19 protein-coding genes are annotated in these 21,151 nt (G+C 67.4%); 9 read left to right on the top strand and 10 right to left on the bottom strand.

The window, feature by feature from the left end:
* Positions 1-52 precede the first annotated feature (52 nt).
* Both ACSFB7_RS22720 and ACSFB7_RS22715 read left to right on the top strand, forming a co-directional pair.
* Positions 53-1,180 (top strand): porin, encoded by a 1,128-nt coding sequence (locus tag ACSFB7_RS22720; protein ID WP_435474186.1) that lies wholly within the window; start codon positions 53-55, stop codon positions 1,178-1,180.
* A gap of 23 nt (positions 1,181-1,203) precedes the next feature.
* Complete coding sequence (locus ACSFB7_RS22715; RefSeq protein ID WP_435474184.1) at positions 1,204-2,175, top strand: Bug family tripartite tricarboxylate transporter substrate binding protein; 972 nt, start codon at positions 1,204-1,206, stop codon at positions 2,173-2,175.
* Here the strand turns inward: ACSFB7_RS22715 and ACSFB7_RS22710 are convergent.
* Both ACSFB7_RS22710 and ACSFB7_RS22705 read right to left on the bottom strand, forming a co-directional pair.
* On the bottom strand, positions 2,162-2,989 hold the full coding sequence (locus tag ACSFB7_RS22710; protein ID WP_435474183.1) for an aldo/keto reductase: 828 nt from the start codon (positions 2,987-2,989) through the stop codon (positions 2,162-2,164). The two genes, ACSFB7_RS22715 and ACSFB7_RS22710, sit on opposite strands and share 14 nt — an antisense overlap.
* A gap of 163 nt (positions 2,990-3,152) precedes the next feature.
* Positions 3,153-4,289 carry an ABC transporter substrate-binding protein gene (locus ACSFB7_RS22705; protein ID WP_435474181.1) on the bottom strand — a complete coding sequence of 379 codons (1,137 nt, stop codon included), beginning with the start codon at positions 4,287-4,289 and terminating at the stop codon, positions 3,153-3,155.
* A 114-nt stretch (positions 4,290-4,403) separates the two neighbouring features.
* Between ACSFB7_RS22705 and ACSFB7_RS22700 the strand changes: the two genes are divergently transcribed.
* Positions 4,404-5,327, top strand: a complete 924-nt coding sequence (locus tag ACSFB7_RS22700) for a LysR substrate-binding domain-containing protein (protein ID WP_435474179.1) — start codon at positions 4,404-4,406, stop codon at positions 5,325-5,327.
* Here ACSFB7_RS22700 and ACSFB7_RS22695 read toward each other — a convergent pair.
* A complete protein-coding gene (locus tag ACSFB7_RS22695; protein WP_435474177.1) occupies positions 5,313-5,936 on the bottom strand; it encodes a 2-hydroxychromene-2-carboxylate isomerase in 624 nt (207 codons plus the stop codon). The two genes, ACSFB7_RS22700 and ACSFB7_RS22695, sit on opposite strands and share 15 nt — an antisense overlap.
* A complete protein-coding gene (locus ACSFB7_RS22690) occupies positions 5,933-6,766 on the bottom strand; it encodes a CmcJ/NvfI family oxidoreductase (RefSeq protein ID WP_435474175.1) in 834 nt (277 codons plus the stop codon). Before ACSFB7_RS22690 ends, ACSFB7_RS22695 begins: the two co-directional genes overlap by 4 nt.
* Before the next feature lie 169 nt (positions 6,767-6,935).
* Here ACSFB7_RS22690 and imuA point away from each other — a divergent pair, with 169 nt between their 5' ends.
* The 4 genes from imuA (at position 6,936) to ACSFB7_RS22670 (ending at position 13,433) form a co-directional block, all read left to right on the top strand.
* Positions 6,936-7,742, top strand: coding sequence for a translesion DNA synthesis-associated protein ImuA (gene imuA, locus ACSFB7_RS22685; protein WP_435474173.1), 807 nt, complete (start codon positions 6,936-6,938; stop codon positions 7,740-7,742).
* The gene (locus ACSFB7_RS22680; protein WP_435474171.1) at positions 7,711-9,066 is read left to right on the top strand and encodes a Y-family DNA polymerase; all 1,356 of its coding nucleotides are present in this window, start codon (positions 7,711-7,713) and stop codon (positions 9,064-9,066) included. The genes imuA and ACSFB7_RS22680 overlap by 32 nt, the downstream gene beginning before the upstream one ends.
* The gene (locus ACSFB7_RS22675; RefSeq protein ID WP_435474169.1) at positions 9,059-12,424 is read left to right on the top strand and encodes an error-prone DNA polymerase; all 3,366 of its coding nucleotides are present in this window, start codon (positions 9,059-9,061) and stop codon (positions 12,422-12,424) included. Before ACSFB7_RS22680 ends, ACSFB7_RS22675 begins: the two co-directional genes overlap by 8 nt.
* A 76-nt stretch (positions 12,425-12,500) precedes the next feature.
* Entirely contained in the window at positions 12,501-13,433 is a 933-nt protein-coding gene (locus ACSFB7_RS22670; protein WP_435474168.1) for a hypothetical protein, read from the top strand.
* 16 nt (positions 13,434-13,449) lie between these two features.
* Here ACSFB7_RS22670 and ACSFB7_RS22665 read toward each other — a convergent pair whose 3' ends face one another.
* From ACSFB7_RS22665 to ACSFB7_RS22650, 4 genes are all read right to left on the bottom strand, one after another.
* Positions 13,450-14,463 carry a phosphotransferase enzyme family protein gene (locus ACSFB7_RS22665; protein WP_435474166.1) on the bottom strand — a complete coding sequence of 338 codons (1,014 nt, stop codon included), beginning with the start codon at positions 14,461-14,463 and terminating at the stop codon, positions 13,450-13,452.
* Between the two features lie 23 nt (positions 14,464-14,486).
* Positions 14,487-15,026, bottom strand: a complete 540-nt coding sequence (gene thpR, locus ACSFB7_RS22660) for an RNA 2',3'-cyclic phosphodiesterase (protein WP_435474164.1) — start codon at positions 15,024-15,026, stop codon at positions 14,487-14,489.
* Positions 15,027-15,050: 24 nt separating this feature from the next.
* Complete coding sequence (locus tag ACSFB7_RS22655; protein WP_435474162.1) at positions 15,051-15,281, bottom strand: hypothetical protein; 231 nt, start codon at positions 15,279-15,281, stop codon at positions 15,051-15,053.
* Positions 15,282-15,409: 128 nt separating this feature from the next.
* A complete protein-coding gene (locus ACSFB7_RS22650) occupies positions 15,410-16,693 on the bottom strand; it encodes an SGNH/GDSL hydrolase family protein (protein WP_435474160.1) in 1,284 nt (427 codons plus the stop codon).
* Between the two features lie 104 nt (positions 16,694-16,797).
* Between ACSFB7_RS22650 and ACSFB7_RS22645 the strand changes: the two genes are divergently transcribed.
* Positions 16,798-17,709, top strand: coding sequence for a LysR family transcriptional regulator (locus ACSFB7_RS22645; protein ID WP_435474158.1), 912 nt, complete (start codon positions 16,798-16,800; stop codon positions 17,707-17,709).
* Here ACSFB7_RS22645 and ACSFB7_RS22640 read toward each other — a convergent pair.
* Complete coding sequence (locus tag ACSFB7_RS22640) at positions 17,706-19,967, bottom strand: DUF6351 family protein (RefSeq protein WP_435474156.1); 2,262 nt, start codon at positions 19,965-19,967, stop codon at positions 17,706-17,708. The genes ACSFB7_RS22645 and ACSFB7_RS22640 overlap by 4 nt on opposite strands.
* A 147-nt stretch (positions 19,968-20,114) precedes the next feature.
* Between ACSFB7_RS22640 and ACSFB7_RS22635 the strand changes: the two genes are divergently transcribed.
* A complete protein-coding gene (locus tag ACSFB7_RS22635; RefSeq protein ID WP_435474719.1) occupies positions 20,115-20,774 on the top strand; it encodes a Crp/Fnr family transcriptional regulator in 660 nt (219 codons plus the stop codon).
* Between the two features lie 27 nt (positions 20,775-20,801).
* On the opposite strand, the gene ACSFB7_RS22630 is transcribed toward ACSFB7_RS22635, so the two are convergent.
* Positions 20,802-21,086, bottom strand: a complete 285-nt coding sequence (locus ACSFB7_RS22630) for a hypothetical protein (protein ID WP_435474154.1) — start codon at positions 21,084-21,086, stop codon at positions 20,802-20,804.
* Positions 21,087-21,151: the final 65 nt, after the last annotated feature.

Raw genomic sequence — 21,151 nt, 5'->3', positions numbered from 1 at the left:
CCTGCGCGCGACCCGAGTTTTCAACCAAGAAAAGAGCAGGAGACAAGAAACCATGAAGAGACTTTTGATGTGTTCGGCCATTGGCCTTGCCAGCAGCGGCGCGGCGCACGCGCAATCCAGCGTCACCGTGTTCGGCGTGATGGACCTCGGCATCCAGTACACGAACGGCGTCGGAGGCGGCGCGGTCAAGGCGCTGTCCAACGGCGGGCTCTCGACCAGCCGAATCGGCTTTCGCGGCACCGAAGACCTGGGCGGCGGGCTCAGCGCGGGCTTCTGGCTCGAAGGCAGCCTCAACCCCGATGTGGGCACCGGCCGGCCGAGCAACAGCAACAACCAGACGAGCGGCGCGGGACCCGCGGGGTCGATCACCTTCGATCGCATGTCCTTCGTGAGCCTCGCGTCGGCCACGCTGGGCGAAGTGCGGCTGGGCCACGACTTCATTCCCACGCACTACAACAGCATCTACTTCGACCCCTTCAACGCCAACGGCGTGGCACGCGCGGGCAACCTCACGTTCGCGGGCGCGGGCACCGGGCCGCTGCCGACGGCCATCACCGGCAGCAACACGGTGAGCTACTGGCTGCCGCCCAAGCTCGGCGGCTTCTACGGCATGGCGATGGTCGGCACCGGGGAGAACATCTCCACCGCGCCGAACCGCGACGACGGCAACTTTGCCGGCGCGCGCTTCGGTTTTGCCTCGGGCGCGTTCGACATCGCAGCGGCCGTCACGCGCTCGCATTTCAATACCACTGCCACCATCGGCAACTACACGCACGCCAACATCGGCGGCTCGTGGGACGCGGGCTTTGCGAAGTTCTTCGCGCTCTACAACAAGGTGACGGTGAAGCTCGCGGCCGGCACGGTGCGCAAGAACACCGCCGAGATCGGTGCGCACATTCCGGCCTTCGAGGTCGGCCGCATCCGCGTGAGCTATGCCTACCTGGACGACCGCAGCGACGACAGCCTGCGCAACGCCAACGGCATGCCGCGCAACCGCGACGACGCGCGCCAGTTCGGCATCGGCTACGTGCACAACCTCTCCAGGCGCACCGCGCTCTACGGCACCTACGCACGGCTGATGAACAGCGGGCAGGCGCGCTATGTGGTGAGCGGCGGCGTTGCGCCGGCGGGCGGCAAGCGCTCGTCGGGCTGGGAGTTCGGCGTGCGGCATCTCTTCTGATCCTGCGAACCAAGGAGGCTTTCATGCGACGCAGAAACCTGAACCTTGCGGCCCTTGCCGCTCTCCCGGCCGCGATGCTTCCGGGCACGGCGGCCTGGAGCGCCGATGCCTATCCGAACAAGCCCTTGCGGCTGATCGTCGGCTTCGCGCCCGGTGGCGGCGCCGATGCGCTCACGCGGATCATCGCGGAGGGGCTGTCCAAGCAACTCGGCCAGCAGGTGATCGTGGAAAACCGCCCCGGCGCCGACGGCGTGCTCGCGGCGCAAGCGACTTCGTCGGCCAAGCCCGACGGCTACACGCTGCTGATGGGCACCAACACCGCGATGGTGGCGGCGCCCACGTTGCGGCCGACCTCGCCCTACGACCCCTTCAAGGCCTTCACGCCGATCAGCTCGGCGGGGCAGTTCTCGATGTTCCTCGTGGTGCCGTCGAGCTTGCCGGTGAAAAGCGTGCACGAGCTGCTGGCGATGGTGACGGCCAAGCCCGGCGACTACAACTCGGCATCGAGCAACAGCGCGTCAGAACTGGCAATGCTGCAGTTGCTGGGCGAGCGCAAGGTGGTCAACGCGCGCTACAAGGGCGACATGCAGGCCATGACCGACCTGCTGGGCGGGCAGATCCACATGATGTTCACCACCGGCACGCTGGCACCCGGCTTCGTGAAGGAGGGGCGCATCCGCGCGCTGGTCACGCTGCTGCCGCAGCGCAGCGGCCTGCTGCCCGATGTGCCCACGGGCGGCGAGCTGGGGCTGGGCAAGCTCACCATCACGCCATGGGCCGGTTTCTTCGGACCACCGGGCCTGCCGAAGGAGATCACCGACAAGCTCTCGCTGGAGTTGCAGAACACGCTCAAGCGGCCTGACGTGCACACGCAACTGGTGCAGCAGGGCTTCGAGGGCTACGGCATGAGCCCCGCGAAGTTCGCCGAGTTCTTCCGCACGCAGTACGACGCCTTCGGCGCCACCGTGCGGGAGCACAACGTCAAGTTCGAATAGAGGCGGCCTCTCGGCGCCAGAACGCCGCATCCGGGAACGTGCCCGCGCCGGCCGCGGCGTTGTCCGCCATGTGTTCGGCGCGGCTCGTGCCCGGGATCGCGCAGGTCACGGCCGGGTGGCTCAGCACGAACTTCAGCAGCACCTGCGCCCAGCTCGTGCAGCCGATCTCGTTGGCCCACGCGGGCAGCGGCTTGTCGCGCAGCCGCCGCAGCAGGCCGCCGCCACCGAAGGGCAGGTTGACGATCACCGCCACGCCGCGCTCGGCCGCGAGCGGCAGCAGGCGTTGCTCGGCCTCGCGCGCATCGAGCGAGTAGTTGATCTGCAGAAAGTCGAGCTTCTCGGCGCGCAGCACCGCTTCGACCTCGTCATAGGCCGAGGCCGTGTAGTGCGTGATGCCGATGTAGCGCACGCGGCCCTTGTCCTTCCAGCCGCGCAGCGTGGCGAGATGCGTGCGCCAGTCGACGAGGTTGTGCACCTGCATCAGGTCCATGCGCTCGGTGCGCAGCCGCGTGAACGACTGCTCCATCTGCGCGATGCCGGCTTCGCGGCCCGAGGTCCAGACCTTGGTGGCGAGAAAGGCCTTGTCGCGCTGTCCGCTCGCGGCCAGCAGTTCGCCGGTGGTTTCCTCGGAGCGGCCGTACATCGGCGAGCTGTCGATCACCGCGCCGCCGGCCGCGAACAGGGCGTCGAGCACGCCGGGCAGGCGCTTGTATTCGTCGCTGCCGGGGCGCTGGTCGAAGCCGATCCAGGTGCCGCAGCCGATCACCGGCAAGGCTTCCTGCGTGGAGGGGATGGGGCGGGTGTTCATCTTCATCGCGGGCCTGCCTTGTTGCGCGAAGGAGGGAAGGGCGGCGCTGGCGCAAAGCGCCGCACCCAGCCGGAGCAACCGGGCGCGTGTGAGCGTGGGAAGCAGCAATGGGGGCGTGGGGAAGGTCACGAAGGAAATTCTGCTCCGGGCCGGCCGCGCCCGGAAGGGCTCAGCGCAGATAGCGCCCGTCGGCCTTGAGCATCGACAATTCGGAGAAGGTCAGCCCGCGATGCTCGCCGGGCCGGTAAGACACGGCAATGCCGCCGATGTCGAGCGTCTTGAACGATTCGAGGCCCTTGTGCAGCGTGTCCGGCGTGGGGTTCGGCCCCGCGCGCTTCAGGCCTTCGACCATGACCTTGGCCGTGACGTAGCCCTCGAGGCTGGCATAGCTGAACTCGGTCGCGCCGATCTTCTTCATGGCCGCCTGGTACTCGGCAATCACTGGCATCGCGCTGTTCCACGGGTAGGGCACGACCTGCGAGATGACCACGCCGGCCGCGTCCTTCTTGATGTCCTGGAACAGCTTCTGCCCGTTCAGGAAGGAGAACGAATAGAAGGCCGTCTCGCCGCCCGCCGCGCGGTAGGCGGTGATGAACTTGGCCGCCACGTCGTTGGTGGCCGACAGCACCACCGCCTTGGGCTTGAGTTTGGCCAGTTCGGTGGCGCGTTCGGCGGCGTCCGAGCCGTCGTTCTTGATCGCCACGCTGCCGACCATCTTGTCGCCGCGCTCGGCAATGAACTTCTGCGTGCTCTCCATCGCCGAGCGCGCGCCCGGGTTGTCGTTGTGCGCAAAGGCGATGCGCGACAGGCCGATGGTGAAGAGGTGGTTCACGATGCGGCTGTACTCCTCGTCGAAGCTGATGCGCACCGGAAAGCCGTATTCGGAAAACTTCACCACCGGGCCCGCGCCGGTGTACGGGCCGACGACGGGCACCTTGAGTTCGTTGGCCGCCTTCAGCGCACCGACCGACGACGACGTGCCGATGGGCATCAGGATGCCGACCGCGCCGTCGCCGACGAAGGCCTTGACGTTCTCGGCGCCCTTGGCGGGGTCGTAGGCATCGTCGAGCTGGCGCAATTCGACCGGCCTGCCGTTGATGCCGCCGCTCGCATTCAGCGCGGTGAACATGGCGCGAATGCCGATGAGCGGTTCGGTCGACAACGAGGCCAGCGGCCCGGTCTTCACATAGGTCTGGCCGATCAGGATCGGCTTGGTCTGTGCCTGCGCGGCGGGCGACAGGCCGAGGAGGGCGAAGGCAGACACGGCCAAGGCCGAAGCCAGCAGATGAATCTTTTTGTGTGTCATGGTCACAAACTGTTAATAAATCATCTTAAGGCGCGGCTCCCGGCGGGTAAATCGCTCTGTGGTTGTGGCGCGGCACCTGCTGCATGAGAATCCGCTCTCATATTCATCATGGGAATGCCACTCTCGCTCCTTCGCATGGCCTCGCTCGATCTGGTGCGGGGCTTTGTCGCGGTGGGGCGGCGCATGAGCATCTCGCTCGCGGCGCAAGACCTGTGCATCACGCAGTCGGCGGTCAGCAAGCAGGTGCATGCGCTCGAGGCGCAGCTTGGCGTGAAGCTGCTGGTGCGCGGCCATCGCTCGATCTCCTTCACCGCCGAGGGCGAGCGGCTTTTTCGCAGTGCCGACGGCGCCGTGCAGCAACTGCAGGAGGTGATGGGCGGCATCCGCCAGGCGGGCGAGCAGCGCCCGGTGACGCTCAGCGCCAGCATCGGCATGACCGGGCTCTGGCTGCTGCCGCGTCTGGCCCATGTGCAGAAGCTGCATCCGGGCGTGGACGTGCGCGTGTCGTCCAACAACCGGCTGGCCGACCTGCGCAATGAAGGCATCGACCTGGCCATCCGCTACACCACGCCCGCGCTCGCACCGGCCGGCGCGCTGCGGCTCTTCGGCGAAACGGTGGCACCCGTGGCGCACCCTTCGCTGGGCCTGAAGTCGCTGCGCTCGGCCGGGGCCGTGTCGGGCCTGTGCCTGCTGGCGTTCGACGATCCGCAGCACCCGTGGCTGCAGTGGAGCGACTGGCTGGCCTCGGTGGGCTGGGCCGATGCCAAGCCGCAGGCGGTGCTGCACTTCAACCAGTACGACCAGTTGATCCAGGCGGCGCTGGCCGGGCAGGGCGTGGCGCTGGGGCGGCTCGAACTGATCCAGCCGCTGCTCGACGAAAAGCGCCTCGTGCGCGTGGCCGCGCCCGAGCCGGCCCAGTCATCGGGGCATGCCTATTGGCTGATCCAGGCCGAGGGCGAGCCGCGCGAAGAAGTGCGCCATGTAGCGGCCTGGCTGGCGGCCGAGGCGCAGCGGCAACAGCGGTCAGGCGGCGCCTGAGCCTGCTTGCTTGCAGAACGCCATCGCTTCGTCGAGGCGGTCGTTGCCCCAGAACATTTCGTCGCCGGCAAAGAAGGTGGGCGCGCCGAAGATGCCTTTCTCGGCAGCGGTTTCGGTCTGTCGCCGCAACCGCAGTTTGTTGGCGTCTGAGAGGGCTTCATCGATGACCCGGTGCGCCGGCAGGCCCAGCTCGCTCAGCAGCGCATGCATGGTTTGCGGCGAGTCGATGCCACGGTCTTGCGCGAAGTTCATCGCCATCGTGCGGCGGCAGAACTCGCCCATCCACGGCTGCGTGGCACCCACCAGCGCGATGCGCAGCGGCAGCACCGCCGGGCGCGGAAAGCTGGTCGGCTGCTGCCACGGCAGGCCGTACTTGCGGCACTGGCGGGCCATGTCCTTCCACGTGTAGTCGCCTTTTTCTTTCTGCAGCACGAAGGGCGACGACTCCCAGCCGCACGAGCGGAAGATCGGCCCGAGCAGGAAGGGCCGCCAGCGGATGTCGACACCATGCCGTGCCGCTTCTTCCTCGATGCGCATGACGCTCAGGTAGCTGTAGTTGCTGCCGAAGTCGAACCAGAAATCGAGCATGGGGCGTGTGTGCGGCGTCATTCGAACACCACCAGGCAGCGGGCCTCGATGCTCTCGCGCAGCGGCGCGTCGGCGGGCGCATCGGGGTGGTCGAAGGCCGCATGCGGCGTGTAGCGCGACACGCCGCTCAGTTGCGAGTCGTACTGCTTGAAGACCAGCGCCTCGTGCCGGTCCATTGCCGAAAAATACGACCAGCGGTGCGATGGCGAATGGGTCGCCAGGTAGATCTCGCCGGTGCGGCGCGGGTAGCGCACCTCGGCGCTGACCAGGTCCTTCGCCATCACCGAGCGTGCATCGCACACGGCCAATGGCGTGTCGAGCACCGGGCCCTTGATCGAGCGCCAGACGTTGACGATGCAATAGCGCCGCACGGCCGCGGCCGCGCCAGGGTCGGCCAGCACCATGGCCAGCCGGCGGCGGCCGGATTCCTCGGTGTAGTCGTTGTGGATGCGGCCGTTGGCAGCAGCCTTGCCGTCGCTCGCGCGGCGGCCGAAGCTCAAGGCGGCGCGGTCGGCTTCGCGCCGGCGCACCAGATGGTCGAACACGTAGGCCCGCGCGCCGCCCGTCACCTGCAGCGCCAGTTCGGCCGCCTCGCGGTGGTAGACGGCCGTGACCTCGGCATCGTCGAGAAAGTCGGCCACGGCCGTGGGCGCATCGCGCAGCACGAAACCTTCGCGCTCGATGTCGGTGGGCATCGCGGCGGCGCGTGCATCCGAGATCGGCATGGGGCGCAACTCGTAGCTGCCGCTTTCCCAGGGTGTGTCGGGTGGCGGCTGGAAGGTGTAGCTGAACGGGCGCAGCGCGGAAGGCTGCAGGTAGTTCAGGCCGGCGGTGACGGTGGGGTGGTTCATGCGGGGCTCCTTTGCCTGGCATTGGAGCGAAAGCACGGCCCCGGCTCAAACGACTTCTGGGCGCCTTGGCATGAGCCATGGGAATATGAAAAGCCAAGCGAGGAAGAAAAACATCTTCTTTCTTGCGACCCATGAAATACTGTATAAAAATACAGTTAACGGTGCAATCATGGGCCTTCCTTTCCTCGACTCCTTTTCCGCTGCCGCAGGCCGTGGCGTCTGGCATGCCGACGAACTCGGCCTGGCCGACGCGCAGGTCACGGCCACCGGCCATGCCGCGCTCGATGCGCAGTTGCCCGGCGGCGGCTGGCCGGTCGGCGCCATGACCGAGCTGCTGCAGGGCACGCCCGAGGCCCATGTCTGGCGGCTGTTGCTGCCCGCGCTGGCGCAGGCGGTGGAAACGCGCGGCGGACCGGTGGTGCTGATCGGCGCGCCTTATGAACCTTGCGGCCCCTCGCTCGCGGCGCAGGGCCTGCCGGTGGAGGCCTTGATGTGGGTCAAGAGCGATGCCGCGCCCGCACGGCTGTGGGCCTGCGAGCAGGCGCTGCGCTGCGCCGACGTGGCCGCCGTCGTGGCCTGGCTGCCGCAGGCGCGCGTGGCCGAGCTGCGGCGGCTGCAACTGGCTGCCGCCCAGCACGAGGTGCTGCTGTTCGTGTGCCGGCCCGAGGCGGTGGCGCAGTCGGCCTCGCCCGCGCGGCTTCGCATCCAGGTCGAACGCTGCGAGAGCGACAGCGCGCAGATCGAGCTGCACATCCTCAAGCGTCGCGGCCCGCCGCTGGCTTCGCCGGTGATGCTGCCCGCGCGCAACGAGCGCATGACCGCGCTGCTGGCCGCCGCCCGGTTGCGGCGCAGGCTGCGGTTGCAGCAACTGGGCACGGTGCCTGTGGGTGACGCGGCGTCGTCGGCCACCGTGGTGCGCATCGACGCGTGGAAAGGAGGCCCCAATGCACTGGATCGCATTGCGGTGGTCGCTTGACGCCGACGCGCCCGACACACCTGACGCACAGCCCCTGCCCACGCCCGAGGCCTTGGGCTGGTGGGCGCTGCAATACACGCCCCATGTCGCCTGGCAAGACGAAGCCCTGATGCTCGAAGTCTCCGCCTGCGAGCGCCTGTGGGGCGGGCGGCTGCAGATGATGCGGGTGCTGCTCGCCGCCAACCCCATTCCCGATGCGCGCATGCTGGGCGCGCAGGGCGCCACCAGCCTGATCGCGCTGGCACGGCTGCGCCTGTTCTCGCGCAACGAGGAACGCCCGAAAGACATTCCGGGCCGCCTGCCGCTCGACACCCTGAGCGCCGCGCATGCCCACCTCGACCTGCTCGCGCGGCTCGGCTGCCGCACCTGGGGCGACGTGGCCGCCTTGCCGCGCGGCGGCCTCACGCGGCGTTTTGGCGCGGGCCTGCGCGAAGCGCTCGACATGGCCTGGGGCCTGCGCCCCGAAAGCCACACCTGGCTCACGCTGCCCGACGTGTTCGAGCAGAAGCTGGAGCTGCCCGCGCTGGCCGAGACCGCGCCCGAGCTGATGTGGTCGGCCAACCGCCTGCTGACGACGCTGCAGTTCTGGCTGCGCGCACGCCAGCGCGGCGCGCGTGCGCTCGAGCTGCAATGGACGCTCGACCTCAAGCGCTTCAACGGCGTGAACCTGCCGCCGCACCAACAGGTCACCGTGCGCACCGCCGAACCCACGCAAGACATGGCGCACCTGCGCCGCCTGCTGTCCGAAAAACTGGCGCTCACCACGCTGGCCGCGCCCGCGAGCTGGCTGAAGCTGCGCACCCTCGAAACCGATCCGTGGGCCGGTGCCAGCACCAGCTTTCTGCCGGAAGACAACCGCAAGGGCGACAAGCTGCACGAGATGGTCGAGCGGCTCAGCGTGCGGCTCGGCGCGCAGCAGGTGCTGGTGCCCTCGGCGCAGGCCGACCACCGGCCGGAGCGCAAGCAGGCATGGCGGCCCGCGCTGCAGAAAGACAAGGCGCCCGAGAAGGTCCGAAAGGATGCCAAGGCCGCGGCCTCGCAACCCGATGCGAGCTATCCGCCGTGGCTGCTGCCCGAACCCTTGCTGCTCGACATGGACGGCGAGCGGCCGTGCTATCGCGGGCCGCTGAGCAAGCTGATCGGACCGCAGCGCGTCGAAGCCGGCTGGTGGGGCGACAAGGACGACGGCGGCCAGCCCGCGATGCGCGACTACTACGTCGCGGAAAGCCCCGAAGCCGGGCTGGTGTGGATCTTTCGCGAGCGGCCTGCCGCGCGCTTTTCTTCCGGCGAAGTGCGCTGGTATCTGCAGGGCTTCTATGCCTGATCCCAGCGGCAAGCAGATGCGGGCGCTCATGCCTGCCAAGGTGCATGTGCTGCCGCAGCGGTTCAGGCCGGTGCCGGGCTTGCCCGACTATGCCGAGCTGCACTGCCTCACGAACTTCAGCTTCCAGCGCGGCGCATCGATGCCTGAAGACATGGTGGAGCGCGCCTACCACCTGGGTTACTCGGCGCTGGCGATCACCGATGAATGTTCGGTGGCGGGCATCGTGCGTGCGCATGTCGCGTTGCGCGACCTGCCTGCGAAGCTGGACGAGTACGAACGCGAGCACCCCGACGAGCCACCGATTCCGCGCCACCCCGATTTCAGACTGCTGTTCGGCAGCGAGTTCCGTTTCGAGCGCTTCAAGCTCGTGGTGATCGCGAACGACACCGAGGGCTGGGGCAACCTCTGCGAGTTCATCACCGCCGCGCGCAACACCGAATTGCCCAAGGGCCAATACCGCGTGAGCTGGGAAGAAAGCAACGTGGCCTCGCTGCAGGACTGCCAGGTTCTTTTCGTGCCGCATCGCGCTCCCGGCGGCGCGGTGGATGTCGCCACGCTGCATGAAGACCTGATGGCCGCCAAGGCGCTTTACGGCACCAACCTCTGGCTGGCGATGGAGCTGTTCAACGAACTCGACGACGACCTGTGGTTCGTCACGCTGATGCAGGCGGGCGAGCAGGCCGGCGTTCCGCTGGTGGCGGCCGGCGATGTGCGCATGCATGTGCGTGCCTGCAAGCCTTTGCATGACGTGCTGACGGCCGTGCGCGAAGGCAAGACCGTGGCCGAATGCGGCTTTGCGCTGGAGTCGAACGCCGAGCGGCATCTGCGGCAGCGGATGCGGCTGGCCGGGCTTTATCTGCCGCAGATGCTGGCGAATACGCTGGTGGTGGCGCAGCGGTGCAGGTTCGATCCGAAGGTGATTCGGGAGACCTACAAGTACCCGCTCGAGATGGTGGGCAACAACGAAACCGCCGCGCAGACGTTGGTGCGCAAGACCTGGGAGGGCGCATTGAAGATGTACCCGGTCGAAAGGTACGCCTCGGGCATTCCCGGGAGTGTCTGCATGCAGCTGCACAAAGAGCTGAGGCTGATCATCGAACTCGAATACGAGATGTTCTTTCTCACGGTGGAAGACATCGTGCGTTTCGCAAAATCTCAGGACATCCTTTGTCAAGGCCGCGGCTCATCGGCCAATTCGGCGGTCTGCTACTGCCTTGGCATCACCGCGATCAACCCCGACAAGGGCACGCTGCTGTTCGAGCGCTTTCTTAGCCGTGAGCGCCGCGAGCCACCTGACATCGACGTCGACTTCGAGCACCAGCGGCGCGAAGACGTCATCCAGTACATCTACAAAAAATACGGCCGCGAACGCGCCGCCATCGCCGCCGTCGTCATCTGCTACCGCTCGCGCAGCGCATTGCGCGACGTGGGCAAGGCCATCGGCATCGACGAACGGCTGATCGACGAGTTCGCCAAGGACCACTACTGGTTCGACGACACCGTGCTCGGCGAGCAACTGCGGCAGGCGGCCGAGCGCGTCGGCGTGGAAGAAGACGAACTCAAGCTGGTCCAGTGGATCGAGATGACGCAGCGGCTCAAGGGCTTCCCGCGCCACCTGAGCCAGCACGTCGGCGGCTTCGTGCTCACCCACACCAAGCTCACGCGGCTGGTGCCGGTCGAGAAGGCGTCGATGAAAGACCGCTCCGTCATCCAGTGGGAAAAAGACGACCTCGAAGCCATGGGCATGCTCAAGGTCGACGTGCTCGCGCTCGGCATGCTCAGTGCGATCCGGCGCGGGCTCGACCACATGAACCGCTGGCGGGGCTCGATGGTGCAGATGCACCACATCCCGAACGACGACCAGAAGGTGTTCAACATGATCTGCGACGCCGACACCATCGGCGTGTTCCAGATCGAGAGCAGGGCGCAGATGTCGATGCTGCCGCGCCTGAAGCCGCGCACCTACGAAGACCTGGTGATCGAGGTCGCGATCGTGCGGCCGGGGCCGATTCAGGGCGGCATGGTGCATCCGTATCTCAAGCAGCGCGAGCGGGTAAGGAAGAAGCTGCCGATCGTCTACGAGAAAGATGAGCTTCGCCCGGCACTGGAGCGCACGCTGGGCATACCGATCTTCCAGGAGCAGGTGATGCAGATCGCCATGATCGCGGCCAAGTTCACGGCCGACGAAGCGGACCAGTTGCGCCGCGCGATGGCGGCATGGAAACGCAAGGGCGGCCTCGGCAAGTTCCACGACAAGCTCGTGAACGGCATGGTCGATAACGGCTACAAGGCCAGCTTTGCCGAAGCCATCTTCAAGCAGGTCATGGGCTTCGGCGACTACGGCTTTCCCGAAAGCCATGCCGCGAGCTTCGCGTTGCTGGTCACCGTGAGCAGCTGGCTCAAGAACTACGAGCCCGCCTGCTTTCTCGCCGCGTTACTCGATTCACAACCGATGGGCTTCTACAGCCCTTCGCAGCTCGTGCAGGACGCGCGTCGCCATGGCGTCGAGGTGCGACCCGTCGATGTCACATGCAGCGACATGGACACCACGCTCGAAGCCCGGGCCCCCGATGCACCGCGTATGCCGGCGGGGACCGACGCGCGCTATGCCGAGCGCCTGGGCAACGACAACCAGCCTGCGGTGCGACTCGGCCTGAATCGGATTTCGAGCCTGAGCGCGGGGGGCGCCGAGCGCTTGCTCGAAGCGCGCGCGCAAGCGCCATTCACCAGCACCGAAGACCTCGCCCTGCGCGCCGAACTCGACGGCAAGGACATGGCCGCGCTGGCCGCGGCCGATGCGCTGATGTCGCTCTCGGGCCATCGGCGCCAGCAGGTCTGGGACGCCACCGCGCAGCACCGCGCACCGGCCCTGCTCAAGGGCGTGCCGATCCACGAACAGGCGCTGCTGCTGCCGGCCGCGCCCGAGGGCGAGGAGATCGTCGGCGACTACGCATCGCTCGGCCTCACGCTGCGCCGCCATCCGCTCGCGCTGCTGCGTTCGCGCCTGGCCCGCATGAAGCTCATGAGCGCGGAGGAACTGCGCGCGCAGCCCAGCGGCCAGACCGTGCGCGCCTGCGGCATCGTCAAGGGCCGGCAGCGGCCCGGAACCGCCAACGGCACCATCTTCGTCACGCTCGAAGACGAGACCGGCAACGTCAACGTGATCGTCTGGAACCACGTCATCGATGCCTGGCGCGAGCCGCTGCTCAAGTCGCACCTGCTCGCGGTGCAGGGCACCTGGCAGCGCGACGACGACAGCGGCGGCAAGGTGCAGCACCTGATCGCCACCGGCTTCAAGGACCTGACGCCGCTCATGGGCCGGCTCGCGCAGAGCAACACGAGCCGGGACTTCCATTGAGTGCCGCCCTGCGCGAATGCAACCGATCGTTCCATGCCTCGCGCCCTCCATGACTTTTCGCTAACCTGCTCCTCCCATGCCCGAACTCGTTCTTCCTGAGTCCGTTGTCGTCGGCGTTGCCGCACCGATCGGTCCACCGCCGCCCGCGCCCGATGTGCCGACGCCCATCACGCCGCCATCGCCGCCATCGCCGCCGGTGCCGCTGCCCGAGGGCGATCCGCCGCCCGGGGTTCCACCGGTCACCGATCCCGGCATTGCGCCGCCGGTGGCGGACCCGCCGCCGCTGCAGACGGCCGTGCCCTTCGGCAAGCTGCATGCACGGCGCCTGCGCGAGATCTACCGCTCGGCCGGCTGGCCGTGCTGCGACAGCATCGAGGTCGAACTGCTCGCCGGTGGTTATCTCGAACGCGTGCGCACCGTGCACGGCCACGAAACCTTGCGCGTGACCGATGCCGGCATTGCGCGCATTGCGACCACGCTCACCATCAACCGCGCGGCGCTGTCGCCGCACGAGGCGCTGGTCGAGCGCGTGGCGCGCGAGATGACGCGCGGCGGCCGCATCGCATGGCGCGGCCTCGGGCTGCGCGCGCGACTGCCGCCGTTGGAAGAGGGCGGCAAGCCGCGCTGGTGCGTGGCGCGGCCCGATGTTTTTTCGATCCGCAACACCAGCGTGGAGGCCTATGCGCATCCGATCGTGCACGAGGTGAAGGTGAGCCGCGCCGACCTGCTGGGCGACCTGCGCAAGCCCGACAAGCGCGCGGCGTATCTCGACCTGGGCGGCGAGTGCTGGTACGTGCTGGGCAACGATGCCAAGGGCCGTTGTATTGCAACGCCCGACGAAGTGCCGCCCGAGTGCGGCGTGATGGTGCTCGAAGGCGAGCGCCTCGTGGTGGCGCGCGCAGCGGTGCATCGCGCCTTCGACCGTATTCCCTTCGCCGTCTGGCTGGCACTGGCCAAGGCCCAGCCCATCGCGGGTTTCGAGGATGACGCGCAGGACCTGCTGATCTGAGCCGATCCGGGCCGGATCAGGTGATCGCTTCGTAGCTCCGGTGCGCGATGGCGACAACGTCGTCCGGCAGGAACTGGCTCGCGATCTGGCGCAGGCCTTCTTCGCGGTCTTCCGCGCTCGCGGACGCATCGAAGATCAGGTCGCAGGTTTCGAGCAGGTCCCTGGTGATCCGTTCGTAGCGGTAGTAGGCCAGCGCCATCGGGTCGATGTCTGCCGGTCCATAGCCCTCGTAGAACAGCGCTTCTTCCCGCGGCTGGTTCCACACGTGGCCGACACCGCCACCGATGAACATCAGGTCGCGCTCCTTCGGCGCGAGGATCAGCGTGTCCCAGTCGATGACGCACAGGCTGTCGTTGTCGCCGACGAGCACGTTGCCGGCGTGGATGTCGGAGTGGCACAGCACCAGCGGCAACGAGCGCTCCAGCAGGATCGAGGCGATCTGTTCGCTCCGGTAGACGACGGTGTCGATCTCCTCGTCATGCGCTTCCCAGAAGGCGAGGAAGCGGCGAACGATGTCGTCGCCGGCCAGGCCGTTGATGAAGCGGCGCTGGTAGCGGCGCACGCCTTCGCGCCAGTGGTGCGAATAGCTTTCTTGCGGCACGCCTGCGCGCAGGGCGTCCGGCAGTTCGGCATGGTGAACGGCGCTCAATGCGGCACCGAGCGTGGTCCATTGCGCATTGGACAGGGCGCGCTCGAATCCGTTGCTACCTTCGAAGAAGGGGTAGAGCATCCAGTCGAAGCCAAGGTTGCGCACGCTGAGTTGGCGGTCTGTGGTCGGCAGCGGCGCCATCACGGCCTCGATGCTTTTCTCGTGATGGAGAAAGGCAGGGATGGCGACGACGGCCTGCTTGAAGTCGTCTCGACGCAGCTTGAGGAAGTACGCAGCCCCGTCGTTGGCATCGACGCGGAAGACGGCTGAATTCACATCGGCCCCGAGGGGCAGGAATTCAGCGCGCGTGGTGTGCAGTCCGTATTCGTTGGCGAGGCATTGGGCGATGGCGTCTTGCGAAAGGTCGGGTGGCGTCAGCATGCAGGAAATGTAGCGCCGGATTCCTAATGCGCAGGGTAGGACGCCAGCAACTCATGGCGAAAGGGGCGTGTGAAGTGCGAGCGAACCAGCCTGAACTCCCGCACGTTCCAACGGATGGGGCTCAAGGTCGGACAGGCGGCATGCTCCGCGTCTCTGGCAATCGTGACGTGCGGATTCCATCCGCGGATGAGAGAACGGAAGCCGGCCCGATGCACTGCGTGTTCGATATGGGCTTGAAGCGCGCGCAGGCCTTGATGGTCCGCAGGCTGGACCACCGAAACGTCGTTGTTCCATGTGCATGAGTGATTCAGCGTGAGTTCCAGCGTTGGCAGCGATACCTGCGCCAGCGCGGCACGCAGACGTCGCTCCGCGAATTCGTCCTGATCGCGGAGGTACTCCAGCGTCAGATGCCATCGATCTTCTGGAGGAAAACGGCTGCTCGTGGGCCACAGCCAATCATCGCGATGCGCCTTGATTTCAGTGCGAACGGCCTCGTCGGGAAACAGTCCGATGAGAAGCCGGTTGCGCACTTGTCCATTCCGGGAAAGATGTTCGGACTTCATACGGCCTTCCTTGAATGAGGCGGTTCAAGAAGCAGACGGCCACCAATGCTCGGCCGTCGTCCGGATGATGCGCGCCGCCTGAACGCGGACGTCTTCCTTTGCGTTGCTGTCGTCATCGTCGCCGTGGCCCTTTTCGCGGGCCACCTTGAAGGGCCAGGTCGAGATCCGGCCTGTGCGGGAGCGGGACTGCAACTGCTGCAGCCGGGAGAAAAAAAGAAGCTGCGCGGAGGGCGCAGGCGGACTGGCGGTGGTCATTGGGGGGCGCCTCGACGTTGTTCTTGGAGACGTCGAATTTTAGAGAAATACTGTATGTATGTACAGTATATTTGAGGGCTTCAGGACCACGGGAAAAGCCCCGTCCGGGGCTTCTCCGTGGCCGTCCCTCAAGGCTGCACAGGGCTGCCCAGCAGCGCTTCGAGATCGATCGCCGCCGCCATCGCCTTGTAGCCGGCGTCGCCAGGGTGCAGGTGGTCGCCGGAGTCCATCGCGGCCTTCATGCGGATCGGGCGGGCCGGATCGCGCAGCAGCGCGTCGAAGTCGACCACCGCGTCGAAGGCGCCGCTCTCGCGAATCCATCGGTTCACGGCCTGCCGCACCTTCTCCTTTTCAGGCGAGTGGTGGCCGACCAGCGGTGTGCCTTCCAGCGCGCGTTCGTTGGGCGCGATGGTGGCGCCCATGATGCGCACGTTGTGGGCATGGGCCATCTCTATCAACTGGCGGAACCCCTGGATGACTTCTTCCGCGCGCACAGCGGGCTCCTGCGGCGCGAACGGGCCGCCTGGCCAGCCGATGTCGTTCGTGCCCAGCATCACGACCATGGCGCGCACGCCCGGTTGCGAGAACACGTCGCGGCCGACGCGCTCCAGCGCGGCGCAGCCCATGCCGTCCTTCAGCAGGCGGCCGCCGGAGTTGCCGGCGTTGAGCACGCCCACGCCGCGCCCGGCCAGGCGTTCGGCCAGCGCATCGGGCCAGCGGGTGTTGGCGCCGGGCGTCGAGCCGTTGCCGTCGGTCAGCGAATCGCCGAGGGCGACGACGGTGGTGGGCGCCCTGGGTGTCTCGACGATCAGGCCGCTCACGTAGACGCGGGTGCTCCATTGCGTGGCGGTGGCAGGCAGGCGCGGGGCGCCGGTCAAGTCGCCATCGGCCACGTAGGCGGTCTGGCGGGCGTCGAAGTGAAAGCCCGCAGGCTGGCTCGGCCCGGGCAGGTAGAGCGACACAGCGACTTCGCTGAGCGCGGGCAGCGGCAGGTCGACCGGGTCGCTGACCAGCCGCGCGCCGGGCGGCACGACGACCTCGATCTGCCCGCCGAAGCGCACCGCGCGGTCGCTGCCTTCGACAATCGCCGAGCCTTCGTCGTGCCGGGCCACGCGGGCCCCGCCGATGTACAGCGGCGACGTGCCGCCTTCGTTGCTGATCACCACGCGCAGCCGGGTGCCGCCGATGCTCAGGCGTGCCACCTGGCGCACCGTCTGGCGGTTGAACTGGAACGGAACGCCGGCAGGCAGCACGAAGTTGCCGTCCCACAGGGGCTGCGTGGCGGCCATCCAGCTCGGGCTCCAGTACGTGGGCGGCGCCGCTGTTTGCGCCGTGGATGCGGCGGCGACGCCCGCCAGCGTGAGTGCCAGCGCGCCCTGGCGCAGGATCGATCCGAGTGTCGATGCAGTCATGTGAAGTCCTTGGAATGGGTGGGAGGACCCGACTTTTGCGCATTCACATCAGGATGGGTAGACGGCAAAATGGCATCCATTCCATTCCTGAATCGAATACACCCATGGACACCCTGCGCGCGCTCTCGGCCTTCGTGCACAGCGTCGATCTCGGCAGCCTCTCGGGGGCAGCCCGCGCGCTCGACACCACCCAGCCCACCATCAGCAAGCTGGTCGCGGGCCTGGAGCGTTCGTTGGGCGTGCGCCTGCTGCGCCGCGCCGCCACCGGCCTGAGCCTGACGGAAGAAGGGCAGCGCTTTCACGAGCGCGCCCGCCGCATGCTGGAGGACTACGGCGACGCGGTGGCCGATGCGCGCGAGCAGGTGCAGCAACCGCAGGGCCTGCTGCGTGTGAGTGCGCCTGTCACGCTCGGGCAGCGGCACCTCAATGCGATGGCGGTGGAGTTCCTGCGGCTGTACCCCGACATCCAGCTCGAACTGGTGCTCGACGACCGCTTCATCGATCCGCGCGAAGAGCGCATCGATGTCTCGTTGCGTGTAGGCGGCGCGTTGCCGCCGGACCTGGTCGCCCGCCACCTGGGCACGTGGCCGCGCGTGCTGGTGGCGTCGCCGCACTACGTGGCCGCGCGCGGCAAGCCACGCAAGCCGCAGGACCTCGTGGCCCACGACTACCTGCGCTATGCGGCGGGAGATGACGGGGTGCTGCTCACAGGCCCCGACGGCCCGGTGACCGTGCCGGTGCGCAGTCGCTACCGCGTGAACAACGCGGTGGCCATGCTCGACAGCGTGCTCGCCGGCGCGGGCATTTCATTGCAGCCGACCTGGATGGTGGCGGACCTGCTGGCCGATGGGCGCCTTGTGCGTGTGCTCGGGCGCCACACGGGCCCGGCGCAAGAGGTGCATCTGCTCTACGCTGCACGCCGCCACCAGCCGCTGCGGGTGCGCGTGCTGGTGGACTTTCTGGCCGAGCGGGTGGCGAAGTTGCCGGGCGCCGCCCGCAAGCCTTCTTCCGCTTAGTTGAGCGGCAGCCGCAGGTAGGTGCCGCGCAGCGGCTCCTGGCCCACGCCGGGCTTGCTCCAGTCGCACACGCCAGCCGAAAAGATCGTCTGCAGCCGCGCAAGGTCGGCACCCGCGATGGTCACCTTGTAGTCGGCGGCATTGACCGGCTTGAGCTGGCACTTGAGCACGTCGTTGACCAGCGGCGATCCGGCCGTCAGGCGCGGCGTGCTGAAGCGCGGATAAACCACGTTGCACTGTGCGGCCGGATCGGTCGATGCCACTTCGTCGATGCGCGTGCCGGTGGTGTCCCAGCAGGCGTCGTTGGCGCCCGTGGGCTTGTTGCGCACCACCTTGTCGGTGGAGGCGGGTGCCGGATCGGCGGCCATGTTGTCCAGCCACTTGTTCAGCAGGTCGATCGAGGCGGACATGTAGTCGACATTCGACTTGGAACCCAGCGTCCAGATGATCTGGTTGTCGCTGCGGCCATTGGCGCGCTGCAGGCGGGCCCGGATGATCAGGTCCTGCATGGTGTCGTGGATGTCGGCCGCCGAGTCGGCGTTGCCGCGCTGCGTGATGATCGGAATGTTCGCAAGGCCCGGCCCCCTGAAGCTGTTCTTGAAGCCGCCCGCGTAGGTGAGCTTCAGCGCGTCGGGGTCCGCCTCGGAGCGCGCGGCCTGCGTGTTGCCATCGCCGTCGAAGCCACCGACCTTCTGGTTCAGGTCGAGAAACTCCGTCACCGAGATCGCACCGCTGTTCAGCGCGGCCAGGCCGTACTGCACGCCGATGTTGTCGATCGGCCGCCGCGCCTCCTGCGTGCCGGGGCGCTTGCCGAGCAGGTTCACGTTGGTCTGGAACAGGTCGCAGCGGATGCCGTTGGGGTTGGTGGTGCGGTTGAACACGTTCGATGCATTGGCCGGTTCGAGGAAGCCGCAGCCCGCCGCGTTGTCGGACTTGATGATGCTCGCGAAGGCCGCGTCCCAGCTCATGCAGGTGGTGATGCCGCTCTTGGGGTCGGTGTTGAAGCCGTTCACCGCGGTCTGCTTGGCGGTGGTCCAGGTGGCCGCGTCGAGCTTGTAGACGTTGTTCAGCAACCGGCACTCCATCACCTCGGGCATCAGCGTTTCGGGGAACGACACGATGGGCTGGATGCCGTCGAGCAGGCCCGGGTAGAGCTGCGCGATCAGGTACTGCTGGATGGCGCCGCCCGAGCCGCCGAAGCCGGCGGTCCACTTGGGCACGGTGCCGAACTCTTCGATGACGTGCTCCTTGAGCATCATCAGCGTTTCACCCTGCAGGTGCGGGTTGGCGTGCTGGTTGTTCCACAGCTCCGTCGAGTTCATGAAGGCGAAGCCGCGCGACAACTGGATGTGGCCGACGTCGCCCAGGACCGTGTCGATTGCATGAACGCCCTGGTTGTACTGGGCCGAGCCGCAGCAGTCGAAGTAGACGACCAGCTTCTTGTTCCAGCCGGGGCCGGGCTTCCAGGTGGCGGGCGCGCCCTTGGCCGGGTTGTCGAGCACCGCGAGCCGGTACACGCCGCGGTTGATGGTGCCGGACTCGACGCGCACGATGTAAGGCACCGTGGCGCCGTCGTTGGTGGTCGTGGTCACCAGGTCGGCCGGGCGCGGGCCGGTCGGGTCGCTCAGCGGCAGGAAGGTGTTGGCCTTCGTGCGGTAGTACCAGACCACCTGCGTGGTGGCCGAGCAGTCAGCGTCGAGCGGGTTGCCCAGGCCGTTTTGCACCGTGCGGCATTCGTAGGGCGAGATGTGCGGGCCCGAGAGAATCGGCCCGGTGATGGGGTAGTTGACCAACTTGGTCTCGGTGCGTTGCGTGGCGTCGTCGGCATTGCTCACCACCAGCGAGTTGCTGCTGCCGGTGGTGCTGCTGGCATCGGTCGTGAGCCCGGTCACGAGGCCGCGCAGCACGCGTGCCGTGCTGTCGGCCACCGGCACCTGCGAGGTCACGTCCTTGCCGTTGAGGCTCACGCGCACCTTGTCCAGGGCCACGCCCGCCGGCGCTGTGACTTCGAGCAGCGTGTCGCCGCCGCTGATCATGTCGGGCGGTGACGAGAGCGTCTTCACCTGGAATGCGGCCGGCGTCTGCGCGGCGGGCGGCGGGGTGGTGCCGGGAAAGAACGGGAACGCCGAGCCGCCGCCGGAGCCTCCGCCGCAGCCTGCGGCCAGCAATGCGCCCGTCATCGCAAGGCCTGTGGCAACGGCACGGGGCCGCAGCCACGGAAAAACCCGCTTGCGCGGGGGACACGGTGTAGCGAACATGGATGTCTCTCCTGTGTTGTGTAGGTGTAGGGAAAGAATACGGATGGACGTTTCGGACCGCGGTCGTTGCGACGACAGATGACACGCGAATTGCTACAGGTAATCCCTGACTCGCCCGGTGGACCTTCCGGGCCCGCCGTGGAAGAGATGGTGCGGCGCTCGGTGTGGGCGCGGGCCCTGCCGCATGCCGACCTGGAGCATGTGCTGGGCAGCATGCAGGAGCGGCAGTTCGCGCGCGGCGGCTGCATTGCACGCGCGGGGCAGTTGGTCGAACACTGGATGGGGGTGATCGACGGCTTCGCCAAGATGTCGGTGGCATCGGAGGACGGCCGGGTCTCGACGCTCACCGGTGTCTCGTCCGGCGTGTGGTTCGGCGAAGGCTCGCTCTTCAAGCACGAGGAACGCCGCTACGACGTGTTCGCGCTGCGGCCCACGCGCGTGGCGCTGATGCCGCGTCGCACCTTCGAATGGCTGCGCGGCACCAGCGTGCCTTTCAACCACTATCTGCAGGAGTTGCTCAACGCGCGGCTCAGCCTGTTCATCGGCGCGCTGGAACGCGAGCGGCTGCTGGACACCGACGCACGCGTCGCGAACTGCCTGGCCAGCCTGTTCAACCCCGAGCTGTATCCCGATGCGCCGCGCTTCCTGCAAGTGGGGCAGACCGAGATCGGCCTGCTCGCGAATGTGTCGCGGCAGCGCGTGAACGTGGCGTTGCAGCGTTTCCAGGCGCTGGAATTGATCCGCCTTGAAAAGCGGGGGTTGACGGTGCTCGACCTGGGCGGCCTGCGCGGCTACAGGACGGCCTGACGCAGCGGCTGCGGCCGCTTGCGTGCGTCAGTCGGCCCGGACTTCGAAGTACGCTTCATCGGACTCGCCGAGTGCGCGAAAGCCCGCCGTCTTGGCCGCTTCGTAGGCCTTGGCCCAACTGGCGGCCAGCCCGATTTCTTCCTTGGTGAGTTCGTCGGCGCTCGACTCGCTGGCGTTCTCGAAGGCCTTCAGTGCCTGTTCGACGCCGTCGCCCAGGAGCTTGTCGAGTTCGCGGCGGAAGCGCGTTTCGGCGGTGGCGATGACGTCATGTGGCGCATCGGGAAAATCGATCAGTTTCACGGTGTAGCTCATGGCCGGATGCTACGTGATCGCAGGGGCTGGATTGCGGCACTTTTGCTACAGCCTGCCGCAGGCGT

Source organism: Variovorax raffinosi, from assembly GCF_051216615.1.
In the GTDB taxonomy this organism is placed as follows: Bacteria; Pseudomonadota; Gammaproteobacteria; order Burkholderiales; family Burkholderiaceae_C; genus Variovorax.
Note: the sequence above shows the minus strand (reverse complement) of the source record. Positions and strands in the feature narration are given on the sequence as shown.

Coding starts and splice junctions, on each gene's coding strand:
- ACSFB7_RS22635 (WP_435474719.1), top strand. CDS start 20,115: ATGGTGCGGCGCTCGGTGTGGGCGCGGGCCCTGCCGCATGCCGACCTG.
- ACSFB7_RS22675 (WP_435474169.1), top strand. CDS start 9,059: ATGCCTGATCCCAGCGGCAAGCAGATGCGGGCGCTCATGCCTGCCAAG.
- ACSFB7_RS22665 (WP_435474166.1), bottom strand. CDS start 14,463: ATGCTGACGCCACCCGACCTTTCGCAAGACGCCATCGCCCAATGCCTC.
- ACSFB7_RS22720 (WP_435474186.1), top strand. CDS start 53: ATGAAGAGACTTTTGATGTGTTCGGCCATTGGCCTTGCCAGCAGCGGC.
- thpR (WP_435474164.1), bottom strand. CDS start 15,026: ATGAAGTCCGAACATCTTTCCCGGAATGGACAAGTGCGCAACCGGCTT.
- ACSFB7_RS22630 (WP_435474154.1), bottom strand. CDS start 21,086: ATGAGCTACACCGTGAAACTGATCGATTTTCCCGATGCGCCACATGAC.
- ACSFB7_RS22680 (WP_435474171.1), top strand. CDS start 7,711: ATGCACTGGATCGCATTGCGGTGGTCGCTTGACGCCGACGCGCCCGAC.
- ACSFB7_RS22645 (WP_435474158.1), top strand. CDS start 16,798: ATGGACACCCTGCGCGCGCTCTCGGCCTTCGTGCACAGCGTCGATCTC.
- ACSFB7_RS22705 (WP_435474181.1), bottom strand. CDS start 4,289: ATGACACACAAAAAGATTCATCTGCTGGCTTCGGCCTTGGCCGTGTCT.
- ACSFB7_RS22655 (WP_435474162.1), bottom strand. CDS start 15,281: ATGACCACCGCCAGTCCGCCTGCGCCCTCCGCGCAGCTTCTTTTTTTC.
- ACSFB7_RS22670 (WP_435474168.1), top strand. CDS start 12,501: ATGCCCGAACTCGTTCTTCCTGAGTCCGTTGTCGTCGGCGTTGCCGCA.
- ACSFB7_RS22715 (WP_435474184.1), top strand. CDS start 1,204: ATGCGACGCAGAAACCTGAACCTTGCGGCCCTTGCCGCTCTCCCGGCC.
- ACSFB7_RS22710 (WP_435474183.1), bottom strand. CDS start 2,989: ATGAAGATGAACACCCGCCCCATCCCCTCCACGCAGGAAGCCTTGCCG.
- ACSFB7_RS22650 (WP_435474160.1), bottom strand. CDS start 16,693: ATGACTGCATCGACACTCGGATCGATCCTGCGCCAGGGCGCGCTGGCA.
- ACSFB7_RS22640 (WP_435474156.1), bottom strand. CDS start 19,967: ATGTTCGCTACACCGTGTCCCCCGCGCAAGCGGGTTTTTCCGTGGCTG.
- ACSFB7_RS22690 (WP_435474175.1), bottom strand. CDS start 6,766: ATGAACCACCCCACCGTCACCGCCGGCCTGAACTACCTGCAGCCTTCC.
- ACSFB7_RS22695 (WP_435474177.1), bottom strand. CDS start 5,936: ATGACGCCGCACACACGCCCCATGCTCGATTTCTGGTTCGACTTCGGC.
- imuA (WP_435474173.1), top strand. CDS start 6,936: ATGGGCCTTCCTTTCCTCGACTCCTTTTCCGCTGCCGCAGGCCGTGGC.
- ACSFB7_RS22700 (WP_435474179.1), top strand. CDS start 4,404: ATGCCACTCTCGCTCCTTCGCATGGCCTCGCTCGATCTGGTGCGGGGC.